The organism is Novosphingobium barchaimii LL02 (assembly GCF_001046635.1).
Lineage (GTDB): Bacteria > Pseudomonadota > Alphaproteobacteria > Sphingomonadales > Sphingomonadaceae > Novosphingobium > Novosphingobium barchaimii.
Window position 1 is genome coordinate 1 of record NZ_KQ130466.1, and the last position, 15928, is coordinate 15928.

Genomic DNA, 15928 nt, shown 5'->3' on the forward strand with positions numbered 1-15928 from the left:
TGCACAGCGACATCGCAGTTGAAGGGTCAGCGACATCGTAGATGACGTGTGGGGGGAAGCGGAGGCCGGGCGTAGCCCGGACGTAGCTTCCCCCCACACGGGCGCGGGTTTCCCCGTGCCGTTGGCGGCGACAGCGGTCAGGATGGTCCAATCTTCAACGCCAAGAAGAGGATCGGATGCCTGGCCGTCCCATCACCGACCAACAGCAGAGGTACTACATGTCCCTTCGTCAAAAACACCCGCAAAAAGCCGCCGCCGCCATGGCTGGCTTCTCCACCAGCACGGGCTACCGGATAGAGAAAGATCCCCGGTCGCCATCGGAGCGTCGCCGGGAGCGACGTCATGGCGGCGGTAGGCCAGATCCGCTCGCCGAACTGTGGGATAAAGAAATCGTGCCTTTGCTCGAGAGCACGCCGGGCCTGAAGCCCATCTCTATTCTTGGGGAGCTGGAGCAGCGCCACCCCGGGCTCGATCTGACGCCAGCCCGCAGAACCCTGGAACGCCGGATACGGCTATGGAAGGCCGAGCATGGACCAGAGCGTGAGGTCATCTTCCGGCAGAACCATCCGCCTGGCCGACAGGGCATGTCGGATTTCTTTGACGCCCGCGATCTGAAGGTCACCATCTCCGGCAATCCGACCCCGCACCTGATCTATCACTTCGCGCTGGTCTATTCCGGGTGGGAGCATGCCGAGGTCGTGCTGGGAGGAGAAAGCTTCACGGCGCTGGCCTGCGGCCTTCAGAATGCGCTGTGGCAGCTTGGCGGCGTGCCGCACGAGCATCGCACCGATAGCCTCTCCGCGGCGTTCGCCAACCTGGAGCAAGATGCCCAGGAAGATCTGCGGACCCGCTATGCCGCCCTGTGCGCCGATTACCAGATGGAGCCCACCCGCAACAATCGCGGGATCGCCCATGAGAATGGGTCCATCGAGAGCCGTCATGGCCACCTCAAGGATCGGCTCGATCAGGCACTCCAGTTGCGCGGGACACGTGACTTCGCCGCCATCGAGGACTGGCGCACGTTCCTCGCCCAGGTCGTGGGCCGGCACAACGCGCGGCGGCGCGATGCCTTGCGCATCGAAGCTGAGCACCTGCGGCCGTTACCTTCACGCCGTAGCTGCGATTATGATGAAGCTACGGTGCTCGTCACCTCATCGGGCGGCTTCGTGCTGCGCAAGGTCTTCTACACCGTGCCTTCCCGGCTCATCGGCCATAGCCTGCGAGCCAGGATCTTCGATGACCGGATCGACCTCTATCTGGCCGGGCAGCCCATCGAGACCCTGCCACGCGGGCGGGCGCCCGATCGCGGGCGGGGCGGTCATGACCACGTCGTCAATTATCGGCACGTGATCCACAGCCTGCGTACCAAGCCCCACGCGCTGGCAAACCTTGTCTATCGCAACAAGCTCTTCCCTCGCAGCGAATATCGCCGCTGCTGGGATGCTCTGGAGGGTGCGCTTCCCAAAGCCGCCGCATGCCGCATCATGGTGGGGCTGCTGTGGCTTGCGCATGACCAGGCCTGCGAGGCTGAGCTCGCCGCGACCCTGACCGGCATACTCGATGGCCAGGGCTTACCTGATCTGAAGGATCTGCAGGAGCGCTTCCAACGGCCCGGCAATGAACCGGTCGATGTGGTCGTCGATATTCCCCAGCCTGACACTTACGACGATTTGCTCACCGCCAGGGAGATGGCCGCATGAGCATCACTGTCGACACCGCCAAGCTGCCCATGTTGCTGGGCACGCTGCGTCTGCCCACCATTGCCCGTCTCTGGCCAGACTTTTGTTCACGAGCGGACAAGGAGGGATGGCCGGCTTCGCGCCTGCTGGCAGCCCTGGCCGAACTGGAACTCGCCGAACGCGAGCAACGCCGGATCCAGCGCCATCTTACAGAAGCACGGCTGCCGCCCGGCAAGACCCTGGATGCCTTCGACTTCAGCCTCGTTCCCACCTTGAGCAAGGCCCAGGTCTTGGCTCTGGCCCAAGGAGATACCTGGCTCAAGGCTGGCCACAATCTTCTGGCATTTGGTCCGCCTGGTGCCGGCAAGAGCCACGCCGCGGCCGCCATCGGCAACGAGCTTGTGGCGCGCGGATACCGGGTCTTCTTCACCCGGACCACCGATCTCGTCCAGCGTTTGCAGGCCGCACGTCAGGCCCTGACCTTGACCCAGGAGATCGCCAGGCTCGACCGCTTCGACCTGCTCATCCTCGATGACCTGTCCTACGTCCGCAAGGACCAGGCCGAGACCAGCGTCCTGTTCGAACTCATCTCTGCCAGATACGAAAGGCGCTCCATCATGATCACCGCCAACCAACCATTCAGCGGTTGGGATGCCATTTTTTTGGATAAGGCAATGACTGTCGCCGCCATCGACAGGCTCGTTCACCACGCCACTATCCTGGAAATGAACGTCGAGAGCTATCGCAGGCGATCCGCACTGGCCGCAGCGACATCGCTCCGCGACAGTCCTCCTGATCCAGCGACATCGCCCCGCGACATCGAAACCGTTCCAGCGACATCGCTGCGCGACAACGCCTCTTGATCCAGGCCAACCTCGTGTGACATTATCCTCAACGTCACCGCTGACACATCACCATCAGTGTCGCTGACCAATCACCGGCGATGTCGCGCTACAAGATGCACGTTTCCTGGGGCAATAGGGCTAGATCCTTAAAAATCAGCACATACGCCGCTGCCAAAGAACATGGCTTTCAAACGGGAGCCACGCTGGCGGTAAGTGGAGTTCCCATAAGTGGCGTTATCGGCGCAAACAGATCAATGCCGGGTGACGTCCGGCAACACCTTATCGGATTCCGCCTGGATCACCCGAGGCCAAAGGGCGGTCTTCGTGAACAGCTTCTCTGTCGGATAGGGCTTGCCGTGGCGGGTCTCGTCCAGAAGTCCAAGCCAGCACAACGGGCGCAGGATGTGGATGTAGGCCATTGCATAAGCCCGATGGTCTTCCGGTCCAGCCCCGAGCAGCACCTCTACGAAGCGCTCGTAGGTTAGGCCGGTATGAGCCTCGACGTTGATGATGTTGAGGAACAGCAGCCAATCTCCGGCGAGTTCGTCGCCGTACCGCGTGTATCGGGAGTGATCGAGGACGAACAAGATATGATGGGCCAAGGTGATCCAGAGGTTGCCCGGATGCTGTAGCAGATCCTTCCCCGTTTTCGTGATGTGCAGGAAACCTTTGCGATGCCTTGCCAACTTGGCGCTGACCAGCAGGTCGTGAAGGACCACCAGCGGCGGGAAGTCCTCTTCGTTCAGTACCTTGTTGACCGCGTACAGGTCTTCGGCGGTGTAATGGGGCCAGTTGAACGTTTCAGCAGCCCACGTCACGAAATACCGCTTCAAGGCCTTGTTCTGCGTCAGGCCGATGGGGCCATGCTGGACGATATAGCCGAGGGTCAGCAACGCACCGCGCAGGAGGGGCGATTGGGCAAGGGCCGGGTCTTCATGCGCTGGGGCGACGAATTCGATCATACGCCACGCTTACTGCAATCGAAGGCTGCACCGGGCAAGGTGTTAACATTTTTTCCCCTACGACCACTTTGCGGGCCGCGCTGAGCCAGCGTCGATCGCGCCTGCGACGTTATGCTCGGCTAAGCAGGGCTCGCCAAAATTCTGCGCCTTAACCTTCTGTAAGACCGGAATTTTCCCGGATCGACAATTCGCAGACGCTTTCGCATTGCTGAGCTAACGGAAGAAGGGGCAGCAGGCTGTTGAAATCGGACAGCGTTGCCGCCTTGCCCGCGAAGGAGTTCGATACGTGAGCATGTCTTGGCAGAGGGATAAAGCGAAGCAAGTTGCATCAAGCATGGAAGGTGCAATTTGGTGGGGTGTCGCTTCAGCGATTGATCAATGGCGCAATAACCCATCACAAGATGCCCGCCCGCGTAATCGGCTTACCGACAATCTATTGGTCGAACGCCTTAAGTCAGCCCCTTGGACGGGCGAACAGACGTATGCCTTTGCTAGAGAGTACAGCGTACATCAAGGTGCTATAAATAAAAATGTGGATGGAAATCGCTCTGAAAAACTTGAAGAAATTGCTCTTTACCTCTTCAAAGAATACAAATCAGTCACTCTCGATCTGAGTGAAGATCATTCCAGTGAGCTTGCGCGGCTTTGGGTCAGTGCAGTTGCAGGGGTGCATGGTATCATCGCTAAGTATAATCTAGGTGTCGGCGCAAATCTCTCTTCGTTCTGCATGAAATCCCTCTGGTACTATCAACCCGAACACGCGACGATGTGGGATAGCTATGCTGTCATGGCCTTGAATGACGTAATGGGAGCTAAGCACCGCAATGGCATCAAGGAGGAAAAAGCGGCCACGGCATTTCTCCATGATTTTGAAGCTTTGCACGCGCGCTGGCTGCCCACGATCGAAGCAAATATCGCAGCACAGGCCCCTCTTCTCGGCATGACCTACCCTTATACGCGAAGGGTGCTCGACAAGGCCCTTTGGTTGCTCGGCAAGCGCTTAGACAGGAAAATCCCCAAAGGTGAGATCAAAGCTTCTGCTGACAGCCAACCAGACGTTTTTATGATGGTCTTGGCCGACTATAACCCAAAACTACGCGAGGCGACTGAGGATAGGTTCGACCTCACCTGACCATGGCCATAGGTTCGATTACAGGCGCTACACGCGCTTGCTCATCTTTCTATGTGTCATTGTCCACATTTGGAACACCTTTCCCTTTCCCTTTGAAATCAAACGAACATCAGGTGATGGCTTTAAGGATAAGCGCGTTCGAGCGCCACCATGACCAACAGGCGGGCAACTATGACGATCGATAGCATGGCCAGGACACTGGCCAGAACCATCCCTTCAACAGCTTCTGCCTTGAAGTACGGCTATCGCGCCAAAGAACGCATGATTAGTAGTGCGGCTTCTGCTTGGCCCTCATTACTGCGCGCCAACACCGAGAAGATCACGATTGCGATCACTGCGCATTGCAATCTGCGGTGCCAGGGCTGCAAGTACGGTCGCGACTTCATGCCGGGTTCCCAACTGCCGTTGCAGACCGTCCGGGAGTTGTTGGAGGATGCCGCCGCAGCCAAGGTTCCAGCGGTACGCTTATACGGTGGTGAGCCACTGTTGCACCCCGACGTCGTCGAAATGGTCAACATTTCGAAAAAGCTTGGCGTTGGCTGCTACATGACGACAAACGGCCTGATCCTCGACCGCAAGATAGAAGCGTTGCATGCCGCCGGTCTGAGGAAAGTGACCATCGGCTACTACGGCGAGAATGGGGCCTTCGACGAATATGTACAGCGTCCAGGTCGGTTTGATCGGCTCGTCGAAAGCCTGACCAACACACGAAAGAAGTTTGGCCCGGAAGAGTTGGATATCCAGTTCAATTTTCTGCTCAGCCGCCGGTCTGCGAATATCGAAGCGGTGAATGAAATGGTTGCCTTCGCCGATCGCTTCCAGGCCAGCATCCATGTCGATGTCGTGCATTACTCGCTGCCCTACTTCCAGGAAGGCCCCGAACGCGAACTTCAGTTCCGACCGGAAGACAGGCCTGCGGTTGACCTCGTAATCAACCACCTGCTCAAACTGAAACGAGCAAGACCGAGCCTACTTACCGAAAGTGAGGTCGCCCTAGCATCGTTCGCAGACTGGGCACTCGAACAAGAAAATATGCGCATCCCGTGCGATGCCCGTAAGCTTCTTTGGGTCGGAGCCGATGGCTCGGTCATGCTTTGTTACGTCACTTTCCCGCTCGGAAATCTGCATGATAAGCGGCTTAACCAAATACTTTACACCGAGCAGCATCATGAGGCCGCAAGGGATGCCTTCAAGCTGAACTGCCCGAACTGCCATTGCGAAGCGGGATCTCGCGTAGAGAAGCATGGTCCCTCCTTGAAAAAATACACAAAGGATGCGGCTAGTCGGCTTGCTGGCTAGAGCTCGGTCGTGCTGCGCGTCGCTCATTTGCTGCCAAACCTGGTCACGGGAGGGCGTGAACGGATGGTCGCGGATTTATGCGCCATCAGCCTCCACCATGGTATCGAGCCCATGGTCATCGCCTATGATCCAGCCGCTCAAGGTCGCCAGATCGCACTTCCGGGCATTGCGCAGCACCACATCGACCGACGAAGCAAGCACTTCAGGGCGGATTTGAGCAAGCTACTTTCCAGCGAAAAGATCGATGTCTTTCACGCGCAGGGACACATCGCGGGTGCGTTGGGGGCGCATGCGATGAGAGATATGCCGTCCATCGTCACCCTTCACATCGCGCTAGGGCAAGGATGGCGATGGCTTCCTTCGATCGCTTGGGGGTTGCATCGTGCCGAAAGCGTGACTGCTGTATCGGATGATTTGGCTCGGCGCTTTCGCCCATGGACGAACAAGCCCATCGCGGTTGTGCCTCCAGGTATCGACCTGCGCCAATATCGTCCGTCCGAAATCCGCAAGCTGTCTCAGCCGATCACGCTTGGCATTGCTGCAAGGTTGCATCCGGTGAAACGCCATCGAGATGTTTTCGATGCCCTAAGGCTACTAAAAGACCGGGGAGTGCCATGCCGTTTGTTTGTCGCAGGCCAAGGTCTAGAGGAAGCAAATTTACGAAGTGCAGCCGAAGGGTTGAACGTGGAATTCCACGGGGACGTAGACGACATTGCTACGTGGCTAAGGCGGCTTGATGCGTTCGTTCTGCCGTCTGATCATGAGGGCACGCCGTTGGCCTTGATCGAGGCCCTCGCGACGGGCCTTCCATGTGTTGCTACCGATGTCGGCGGGGTACGAAATCTGCTTGGCGACGCGGGTCTTCTCGTTGCCAGACGAAACCCTACGGCAATCGCCTACGCGGTGGAGCGGCTCGTCAATGAGCCACACCTGCGGCTACAACTACGCGATGATGCAATCGCTCGTGCGGGACGCTTCTCGCTTGACCAACAGGCAATTCCTTTCCTGGAAATGTATCAACGGTTAGCGGCATGAGCATCAGCAAGTGGACGGACCCGAAAGTGCAGTCATTCACTAAAACCGCGTTATCCGCCGCCTGATTTTTGGGCAAAGTTAATTAGGGATATGCGGACGCGATAGCTCCTGCTCCACCGCGCCCGCACGCCTCAGTGGAATGAACTTCCGTCTGAATTTGCATCACATGGGGTTGATGCAGGGGAACTACGGTCACGGCGGCAAAAAGGACGCATTAAGCATATGAATTATCGGCAGTATGTGCCGTGGGGCCGGTAGAATCCCTGAAATGATAGGCGCAGTGGCTAAAAGGGCAGGCGCATCTGCTCATGGTCGTGCTGCTTCGCCTGTGCCAAGCCAGCCGCAACATGATCCGCGAGGCTTGCTATGGCGTCCTTCCGAACACGGGAGGTTCGAGCAGTGATAACAACCCTGACCCAGGCGGGAGCCGATTGGATCAAGCCCGCGATCAGGCGGTCTGTGGTGCGCGAATCTTCCATGCCTCGAAAAAAGAACAATTAAAGAACATCAGCAAGGGCTCTCTCGCCTGTAGGCGGTCCGTTTGAAGTAGCCAAGCATCGGCCTCCACCATTGGATCATCGCTGCCACGACGATGGTTGCTGCGAACCCTACCAAAGGGGACGCACCAGCCAAGTGGGCTAAGGTGAGGATGGGATAATGGGTGGCGTACAGCGGGAACGAGATCGCTCCTAACCATGTCCCCCAAGAAGTGGTGTGCCGCAATCCTCCCGCGATCAGGGTCGGGCATATCAAGATGACGAAGGCGATGTCGAACCAGCCGCCCGCTAGCGAGGCAGCAAAAGGCTTGGTCAGCATGACCGGGAGTAGAGCAATGGTGGCTACAAACGGAATCGAAACGGGCGGAGCATCGCGCCATTTTCGAAACAGGAATATCCCGATCGAATATGAGAGCATAGTGCGCGGCAGGCCGAGCCAAAACGCTTGGGTGTAGGGTCCTGGCTTTAGCCCGCCGAACACGTAGACTATCCCGACCGCACCAAGCAGCAGCATAAAGATGAGCATGCTCAAGGCCCGGCTGTTCAGTTTACTGAGAATAAGTGAATGTGCTGCGTTCGCCAGAAGCTCGAAAAATATGGACCATGACGCATTGTTTATGGGAAAGGCCTGGTCAGTCAGGAACAGCGGCATCAAAAACATGCCGGCGACCACGAACCACAGCAGCCGTGGTTCTTCCCAGTGAGCTGCGACACCAAGAAGGACGCCAATCGCCATGGTCGGCCAAAGCCTTGCCACCCTCTTCAGCAGGAAGGACGGCTTGCAGATTTCGCCTCCCTCATAACTACGTGCCATCACGTATCCTGAAAGAAGGAAGAAGAAGTCTACAGCGAGATATCCGCCGCCAAAAGGCTGAAACGTGCTGTTGATCGCCGCCACATGGAAAACGACGACACAAACGGCCGCAATGCCGCGCAATCCATCTAGTCCATTCAATCTTCCCATGCCCACCAAGTGCCATGCGACCGTTAATTTTGCGTTTGATCGAACGGCTTTACTGTTGATTCCCACTGAGATGTGACCCGGCGTTACCATTGAGAATTGGCTCTGACTCACATTTGCTGATCGAAGGCGCTATATTACGCCCACCACCCGTGCCTGAAGCAGATCAAGTTTGGCGCGCCCGTACATCTGTCGCTTGATCAATTTAAGGCGGGTGATTTGCCCCTCTGTCTGTCCATTCGACCATGGGGAGACGATCGCATTGCGGACTGCGGCCAGATCCTTCTCAACACCGTTGACGAATGGACTGACCAGGCTTCCCTTGGACATCGCGATCCAGCCATCAAGTCTTGTCGCTGACTTCGATCGGATCATGGATTGGAAGTCGCCGATCGCTTTGCGGCCCGCGACCAGTTCAGGAACGTTGTTTTCGATTACGGCGACAAGGATCCGGGCCTTCCACCGAGCGCGAGACCAAGGTGGTGGACTATCGTCTCAAGACGCGGAGTACGACGGCCATATCGAGCCAGGACACCGGCACCGAACTGCTCGCAGAAAATACGGCGCCCGCAATTGACCGTGTCGCACCAAAAACGACGCGCAGAAATCTGGAGTATGACGCGCCGCCCCGTTAGCGGGAGATCCAGCGGTCGACGGACATATCGGCTTCGAATTCGCTGACTTGGTCGCCAGCAATCGGGGCAAACACCCGAAACGCACCGGGAGCGCAGCAGAATCTGGATATCCTCTCCAACACTTTGAACCGAGACGACCGCAAATCCCTTCGGTGCCAGGCTTGCGCGTTGAAATCGACCATGCATGGCAGATCCTTCCAATGAAGCGGCGGAAGGATATCATCACCAGCAGCAAATGTGAGTCAGAGCCAATTCTCAATGGTAATTTATAGGCGGCCCGGGTGACATCTAAGCGGCAATCAACGCTGGAAAGCCCTTCCCGAGGGAAACCGCCGATGTCTGGCAGAAGTGCGGCGAAGCATTAAAAATGTGCCATGCCCTTACACCGTAAGCGCGCATTTCGTAGCACGTTGCTTCCGGAGGCAGTGCGGCCATCATAGTTGACGCTGGACGAGCCAGGCCACCGCAACGACGTCGGCGGGTCAGGCGGGTCTTTCGAAGTTGAATGGCAGCAGGTCGTCGATATCGGCGTCGTGAGGTCGCTGGGGCAGTTCAGTGAGGACATGGCGTAGCCACGCGAGAGGCTCGACGCCGCAGGCGCGGCAAGTCAGCATCAGGCTGTAGGTGACGGCGCTCGCCCGTGCGCCGTCCACTGTGTCGCAGAAAAGCCAGGATTTTCTTCCTGTTGCAAAAACCCTGATGTCACGTTCGAGAAGATTGTTATCGATCGGCATCCTGCCGTCTTCGACGTAGCGCGTCAGGTATTCCCACTGGTTGAGGGTGTAGGATACCGCATCACCAAGCTTGGTTTCGGGCATGACCTTCGGTGCGATCGCATCGAGCCACGCCTTGAGGGCATCCAGGACCGGGACGCTATGTTTCTGGCGGAAGCGGCGCATGTAGCTGGCCTGCGCTTCCCCCTCATCGGGTATTTCGTCCCGCGCCTGCCTTTCGATCCGGTAGAGCTGGTCGAAGAACTTGAGCGCCTGTGCGGGCGGCCCGCCTTGTTTCTTCCTCGCCTTGAGGGCGTCGGCAAAGCGCCGTCTGGCGTGGGCCATGCAACCCAGATGCGTGGCGCCTTTCAATGTGCGCCATGCCGTATAGCCGTCACTCATCAGGATACCGCGATAGTCGCCGAGGAAGGCCTGCGGATGTTCCTGCCCGCGACCGGGTTGATAGTCGAACAGCACGATCGGCTGTTTGCTGTCCTCGCTGCTGCGGTAGGCCCACATATACGAGGTGCTGGTAGGGGCCTTGCCCTCTTCCTTCAGCACTTGAACCGTAGTCTCGTCGCCATGAATGACGTCCTGGGACCGGAGCCGCAGCTTCAGGGCGTCATAGATGCGATACAGATGCCTCTCGCTCGAACCAATCACCCAATGGCCCAGAGCACCGCGGCTAACGGGTACACCTGCACGCTCGAAGGTTTGCGCCAGACGATAGAGCGGCGTGCCATCCACGTATTTGTGGACAAGGGCAAAGGCCAGCGTCGAGGCCGTGGCAATGCTCCCCGGCAAAGGCTGGGCGGGCATTGGCGCAAGGACGATCGGCGTGGCGACCCCGGTGCGGTCGCAATTGCGGCACGCATATTTGGCGCGGGCATTCTGCAGGACCGTGGCCTTCACCTCGATGTGAAGCTGCTCGGTTACCACTTCCCCCATGCGATGCAGCCGTTCGCTGCAGCACGGGCAGACCTTCTGGTCGTGGGCGAGGTCATATTCGACGCGCTGGCGTGGCAGGCCCGCAGGAAGTGCCTTGCGCCCGCGCTTCTTCCCTTCTGGTTTTTTCGCCTCCGGCAATCCCGTGTCGGGAAGATCGGCAGCGCCCGGCTCGTCGATATCGTCGTGATCTTCGTCTGCATCGTCCTCAAGGGCGGCCTGCTCGGCTTCATTGAAGACGCGATCCATGTGCTTTTCGCTGCGCGGCGCAAAGCGGTGCAACCGCGCCAGCGCCAGTTCCTCCTCAAGCTTCAGTATGCGCCGGGCAAGGGCGTCCCTCTCGGCCGCCAATGCCTCGACCTCGGCGGCTTTCGTCGCCAGAAGCGCCATCAATTCCGCAATAGTGGGCACGCCGCCTCGATCCATCGCAGTCTTGAATCGAAAGCCCGTTCCCGCGTCAACAGCCTTCAGCCGACAAACTGATATTGCCGCACCGGATGAGGGACCATTGCGTCAATATCGATCCCGTCGAGCAGCCATCGCAATTGCTCGGCGGTGAGCGCCACCACCGTTTCCGCTCGTTTGGGCCATCGGAACTTGTCCTCCGTCAGCGCCTTGAGCACCAATACAAAGCCCGACCGGTCAAAAAACAGGAGCTTCATCCGGGTCCGGCGCCGGTTGCAGAAGGCGAACGCCGCGCGCTCGAACGGATTGAGGCCCATCGACTGCTCGACCAGGATCGCAAGGCTGTTGATCCCACAACGGAAATCGATCGGATCCCGGTGGAGATAGACGCGCAGATCTTCAGCGAGCCGGAACATTGCAATGCCCCAGCGCATCGATCATCACCGCCAGTAACTGCGCGTCACACCCCTCCAGCGTCAGCGATACGCCATTTGGCATCGACGCCTGCAGCCGCACTGACGGTACCAATCCCGCAGACCGGATCGCGATCCCACCAGTGTGTCGCTCCGCAGGCGCCAGAGACGTCTCCACCCGGATAAACGCCGACGGATCCGGCAACGGCCCCGTGCTCCGCTGCCCCTTCGCACTCTGCCGCTCCTGATACTTCCTGACCCATTTGCGCAGTTGGTTGGCGTTGACACCATGCTCCAGCGCAAGCCTCGCCACCGATATGCCCGGCTCGAGGCACGCCTCGACCAACCGTGACTTCCCCGCCCGACCATAATAGCGCCGGCCGTTACTCGTCACCCTTACAACCTCAAGCCCATAGGAGCCCATCGGTGCCATCTCCATGTGTCCACCTCTTCCTTGGTGGACACATCCTTCACACCGCGTCACTCAACCGAACAGGTGCGCGGAATTTCGCGCTTACCTTACACCAATTCAGATATTTGATCATAAACGCGTTCTTTTGTGTCACGCTTGCGCCCTTAGATCTCTTGGAGAAATGCGTGACAATCTCTGCATCCTTGCCGGCGTACCTTAATCGAGATGCGATAGGCTCCATAACCGAGCGCGATATCGATGTTTTGGTGCTGGAAGGTTTGCTTCGTTCTTCCGATCTGTCATCCCGACTTGCCACGATGATCGGATTAGCACCCTGTTCAATCCTTAAAACTGGCTGGCGGAGCGCCACAGACAACGGGACCGAAACGGACATCTTCTTGCTTTACGCTGATGATACAGATCGCAGGTGTGCGGTCCTCATCGAGAACAAGGTGAACGCTTCTTTCCAGCCAAATCAGGCGGGTCGCGCTCGATTACGCGGCCAGCAAGGGCGAAATGACAACCATTGGGACGCTTTTCGGACTGTGCTTTTCGCGCCGAGAGCATACTTGGCTGATGTTGCAGATTGGGATGCGGTGGTTACCCACGAGGCATTCGCTGAGGTCGCAAAAACGATAGCCTGCACCGATTTTAGCCTGATGATTGAAGCCTTGGCTGCCTCTTCCAATAAGCATGCCAATGGAAGCATGGTCGCAGACGAACGAGCCACAGTATTCTGGAAACAATATCGCGATTATCTGACCGCGCTAATGCCCGGCATCATGCTCACGGGCCTTGGCTCCGCTTCATCAACAAACGCCCCGTGGCCGAGATTCGCTAAAGGTACATTGCCCCCTGATTTGAAGCTTGAACACAAGCCACGTGCAGGGGCCGTCGACCTTACACTGTCCAATGCTTCTGAATCAGAGTAACCGCTGATCCTGTCCCACGCATTGGTGGTGGCGGGATTTATATCAGGCTGCTGGCGTCATGCGCGCGAAGGCGCACTGGTCATTGATCAGCGAGATGATTTGCGGGACCATGCGCCACGTATCGACTAGTGCCAGATTGGCGCTCGGATCACCCAGTTGTTCGATCCATGACGGGCCACCTGTAATGGTGCTGTGGCCAAGCAGTGCCGCGAGCGGGTAGCCGAACTGCGGGTCGGCGATGAAGGGCTTCCACGCCTCCATGTCGAGATGCATGGCTGTGAAGAACCCGTTGGCGAAGTCCTCGAGCAGTACCTCGCCTTCCTCGGTGCGCATGTAGATCGGCGCGTACGCCTCGGGCTTCTCGGCAAGCTCGATGCAGATGCGGTTATACCGCTTGAGGATCGTTCGGCGCGCAGGCGCCGAGCGCGCGTTGAGAGCGTGCTCGCGCAGGATGCTCTTAATCCATACGTCGGGGTCAATGACGCTGGGGCCTGCGGCGACTGCGGCCAGGAAGCCGTCGATCGATGAGACGCCAGCTACGGGGGGATCAAGCTCGTCGAGCCATATCTCGAGCTGTTCGAGCGAGAGGGTCCGGCCCTGCGATGTGCGAGGTTTGAAGTTCATGCCGCCAGCGCTTTTACCGGTTCTGCCGCCGGCCGCCAGTTCCATGGGAGCAAGATGTCCAGTTCGTTGATCTTCACAGCGCCCGTGACGATACGCTCCAGCACGTCATTCAGCCAGGTGTAGGGATCCAGGCCCCCCAGGCGAGCCGTCTGGAGAAGCGATGCCATGACGGCCCAGGTCTGAGCTCCTTCCTCGCTACCAGCGAAGAGGCTGGACTTGCGGCCCTGGGCCACATTTCTCATGCCGCGCTCGACGGTGTTGGTATCGACCTCGATCCGGCCGTCTTCCAGGAACAGGGTTAGCCCCTTCCAGTGGTTGAGCGTGTAGCGCATCGCCTTGGCCAGGTCGGACTTGGGCGACAGACCTGGAAGCATGATGTCGATCTGCGCCTTGATCTTCGCCATGACGTCGGCGGTTTCGGCGAGACGAGCCTGGAGGCGCTGTGCGGCGGTGCCTTTGCGCACACGCGCCTCGATCGCGTAGACCTCACCGATCAGGGTAAGGATCGCCGCTGCCACCGGCGATGGCGATTTGCGGAAGGCATCGACGAACTTGCGCCGGGCGTGGGCAAGACAGAAGGCGAGTGTGATCTTGCCTCGGCCCGGACCACCGCGCACAAGCGCCTTGTAGGCACCATAGCCGTCGACCTGGATAACGCCCTGGTAGCGGGCGAGTTGTTCGAACGCCTCGGCATGCCGCCGTCCGCGAGCATGGATATACACCACTGCCGGATGGGCCGGGCCTGACCACGGTCCGTCATCACAAGCGTGCGCCCAGAACTGTGTCGTGCGGGTTCGTCTTCGCCCTTTCTCGAGGACCGGCATGCGGGTCTCATCGCAGAAGATCCGGGACTGGCTGTGGATGTAGGCAAGCAGGCGATCATAGAGCGCCTTCACCCACCATGCGATCTTACGCATCCAGCGGCTCGGTAACGCCCGATCGAGGATGACGCCCTGGCCTGCGAGCATCTGCAACTGCCGATTGAGCGGGATCGACCAGGCGTAGCGCGCCGTCGCCATCCAGGCCAGCGTCGAGGTAGTGACCATCGAGCCTGGGATCGCGCGGCGCGGCGCCGGCGCTTGAACGACGCCCTCCCGGCATTCCCGGCAGGCGTAACGAGGGCGCACTGTGCGGATGACGCGAACGATGGCCGGCACCCAGTCGAGTGCCTCACTGGCATCTTCGCCGATCCTGTGGAGCTTGCCGGCGCAGCAGGGGCAATCCAGCGTGTCGGGATCAATCACGCGCTCCACGCGCTCGATATGGGCCGGCAGTGCCATCAGGCCGCGCTTGCGGCGTGGGCGACCGACGGCAGGCTTGTCTTCGGCGTCGCCATCGTCGTTGGCTGCGGTAGCCGGCGTGGTTACGAGGTCGCCGAGATCAAGGAGACCTTGATCACCCAGGATGACGCTGGCGCGTTCTGAACGGCTGCCGAAGGCCTGGTGGGCCATGCCTTTGAGCAGTGCGCGCAGTTGGGCGTTTTCTGCCTGCAGTTCACGCACCAGAGCCGCCATTTGCTCCATATCTTCAGGGAGATCGTCGGCTTGGGCGGGCATGCCTGACTATACCACACCGACTCCTCGTCGCCACAGAAAACCGCAGATATCAGCCAAAAATCAGGGGTCTGCGCACCTCGGGTGCGGGCAGTTTCTTCCAATCCAGACCCGACAGCAATGCCGTGCATTGCGGTCCGCTCAGGACCATCGTGCCGCCTTGCACGGCAGGCCAGTAAAACCTTCCTCGGTCGAGCCATTTCGTCGCCATAACCGCGCCTGACCCGTCATGACGGAGCAACTTCACCTTATCCGCGCCCTTGTTGCGGAACACGAAGACATCGCCCGCGCAGGCATCATGCCCCAGCACGTGCGTCACCAGCCCCATCAATCGGTTAATCCCGGCTCTGAAGTCGACCGGCTGTGTCGCCACGAAGATCCGTACGCTTCCGTCGATCGGGATCATTCCCGGATCGCCGCCAGTACCGCGCGCAGGTGGTCCATCTCGACCGCGCCCATGATCCGAACCGTCACGTCTCGTACCACCAACTCCAAGCCGCCAGGTTCGAGTTGCTTCTCCTGAGCCAGCGTGACGGGTACGAACCGCAATTCCTCGACGGCTCCTGCTGCTCGCGCTTGCCGACGCCAATAGTGCAAAAGGCCAAGGCCGACGCCGTTATCGCGGGCGACCTGCGCCACAGTCATTCCTGGCACAAAGCTCTCAGCCAGAATGCGGTCGCGTACGTCATCCGGCCAACGCTCGTAGCGCCGACGTCCGGGCGGCAAACTGACGGTCAAACGCGCAGTTGTACTGTGCGACGCACACGTCAAACCGCCGTTTGACCCTGCATCAATTTCATCCGACATTGCCCGATCTCCTCCTCGTCTCGGGCGAGCCTAACCATCAGCAAGCTCTCGGAATACGTGGGGCGGGTGCAGCGGTTAC

At 59.1% G+C, this 15928-nt stretch carries 17 protein-coding genes and 1 pseudogene; 6 read left to right on the plus strand and 12 right to left on the minus strand.

Annotated elements, in window-relative coordinates; genetic code table 11:
- Positions 1-176: 176 nt before the first annotated feature.
- A complete protein-coding gene (gene istA / locus V474_RS24525; protein ID WP_082699660.1) occupies positions 177-1700 on the plus strand; it encodes an IS21 family transposase in 1524 nt (507 codons plus the stop codon).
- Positions 1697-2542: an IS21-like element helper ATPase IstB gene (gene istB, locus V474_RS24530; RefSeq protein ID WP_059150959.1), complete on the plus strand. Its 846-nt coding sequence runs from the start codon at positions 1697-1699 to the stop codon at positions 2540-2542. The genes istA and istB overlap by 4 nt, the downstream gene beginning before the upstream one ends.
- A gap of 233 nt (positions 2543-2775) precedes the next feature.
- Here istB and V474_RS24535 read toward each other — a convergent pair whose 3' ends face one another.
- Entirely contained in the window at positions 2776-3486 is a 711-nt protein-coding gene (locus V474_RS24535; protein WP_059152187.1) for a hypothetical protein, read from the minus strand.
- Between the two features lie 286 nt (positions 3487-3772).
- On the opposite strand from V474_RS24535, the gene V474_RS25955 reads away from it, so the two are divergent.
- From V474_RS25955 to V474_RS25385, 3 genes are all read left to right on the plus strand, one after another.
- A complete protein-coding gene (locus V474_RS25955; RefSeq protein WP_148649406.1) occupies positions 3773-4618 on the plus strand; it encodes a hypothetical protein in 846 nt (281 codons plus the stop codon).
- 171 nt (positions 4619-4789) lie between these two features.
- Positions 4790-5917, plus strand: coding sequence for a radical SAM protein (locus V474_RS24545; protein ID WP_169795077.1), 1128 nt, complete (start codon positions 4790-4792; stop codon positions 5915-5917).
- Positions 5918-5926: 9 nt separating this feature from the next.
- Positions 5927-6952 (plus strand): glycosyltransferase family 4 protein, encoded by a 1026-nt coding sequence (locus V474_RS25385; protein WP_148649405.1) that lies wholly within the window; start codon positions 5927-5929, stop codon positions 6950-6952.
- A 284-nt stretch (positions 6953-7236) separates the two neighbouring features.
- Here the strand turns inward: V474_RS25385 and V474_RS27015 are convergent, their stop codons facing one another.
- From V474_RS27015 to tnpA, 7 genes and pseudogenes are all read right to left on the minus strand, one after another.
- Positions 7237-7431 carry a DUF6771 family protein gene (locus tag V474_RS27015; protein ID WP_407938339.1) on the minus strand — a complete coding sequence of 65 codons (195 nt, stop codon included), beginning with the start codon at positions 7429-7431 and terminating at the stop codon, positions 7237-7239.
- 28 nt (positions 7432-7459) lie between these two features.
- On the minus strand, positions 7460-8413 hold the full coding sequence (locus V474_RS24560; protein WP_236711275.1) for an acyltransferase family protein: 954 nt from the start codon (positions 8411-8413) through the stop codon (positions 7460-7462).
- 129 nt (positions 8414-8542) lie between these two features.
- Positions 8543-8758, minus strand: a pseudogene (locus tag V474_RS26760) (transposase); the annotation flags it as partial.
- Positions 8759-8844: 86 nt separating this feature from the next.
- Positions 8845-9231 (minus strand): transposase family protein, encoded by a 387-nt coding sequence (locus V474_RS26765; protein WP_236711274.1) that lies wholly within the window; start codon positions 9229-9231, stop codon positions 8845-8847.
- Positions 9232-9527: 296 nt separating this feature from the next.
- Complete coding sequence (gene tnpC / locus V474_RS24575) at positions 9528-11129, minus strand: IS66 family transposase (RefSeq protein WP_059150137.1); 1602 nt, start codon at positions 11127-11129, stop codon at positions 9528-9530.
- Positions 11130-11170: 41 nt separating this feature from the next.
- Positions 11171-11524, minus strand: a complete 354-nt coding sequence (tnpB, locus tag V474_RS24580; protein ID WP_059150138.1) for an IS66 family insertion sequence element accessory protein TnpB — start codon at positions 11522-11524, stop codon at positions 11171-11173.
- Positions 11508-11960 carry an IS66-like element accessory protein TnpA gene (gene tnpA, locus V474_RS24585; protein WP_059150139.1) on the minus strand — a complete coding sequence of 151 codons (453 nt, stop codon included), beginning with the start codon at positions 11958-11960 and terminating at the stop codon, positions 11508-11510. The genes tnpB (V474_RS24580) and tnpA overlap by 17 nt, the downstream gene beginning before the upstream one ends.
- A 158-nt stretch (positions 11961-12118) precedes the next feature.
- On the opposite strand from tnpA, the gene V474_RS25960 reads away from it, so the two are divergent.
- Entirely contained in the window at positions 12119-12865 is a 747-nt protein-coding gene (locus V474_RS25960) for a hypothetical protein (RefSeq protein ID WP_148649404.1), read from the plus strand.
- A gap of 42 nt (positions 12866-12907) precedes the next feature.
- Here V474_RS25960 and V474_RS24590 read toward each other — a convergent pair whose 3' ends face one another.
- Genes V474_RS24590 through V474_RS25395 form a run of 4 tightly spaced genes read right to left on the minus strand, consistent with a single transcriptional unit; the run spans position 12908 to position 15849 of the window.
- Positions 12908-13489, minus strand: a complete 582-nt coding sequence (locus V474_RS24590; RefSeq protein WP_059150816.1) for a UPF0149 family protein — start codon at positions 13487-13489, stop codon at positions 12908-12910.
- Positions 13486-15045 carry an IS66 family transposase gene (gene tnpC, locus V474_RS24595; RefSeq protein ID WP_059150576.1) on the minus strand — a complete coding sequence of 520 codons (1560 nt, stop codon included), beginning with the start codon at positions 15043-15045 and terminating at the stop codon, positions 13486-13488. Before tnpC (V474_RS24595) ends, V474_RS24590 begins: the two co-directional genes overlap by 4 nt.
- Before the next feature lie 49 nt (positions 15046-15094).
- The gene (gene tnpB, locus V474_RS24600; protein WP_043980823.1) at positions 15095-15448 is read right to left on the minus strand and encodes an IS66 family insertion sequence element accessory protein TnpB; all 354 of its coding nucleotides are present in this window, start codon (positions 15446-15448) and stop codon (positions 15095-15097) included.
- Positions 15445-15849, minus strand: a complete 405-nt coding sequence (locus V474_RS25395; RefSeq protein ID WP_082058011.1) for a transposase — start codon at positions 15847-15849, stop codon at positions 15445-15447. The genes tnpB (V474_RS24600) and V474_RS25395 overlap by 4 nt, the downstream gene beginning before the upstream one ends.
- Positions 15850-15928: the final 79 nt, after the last annotated feature.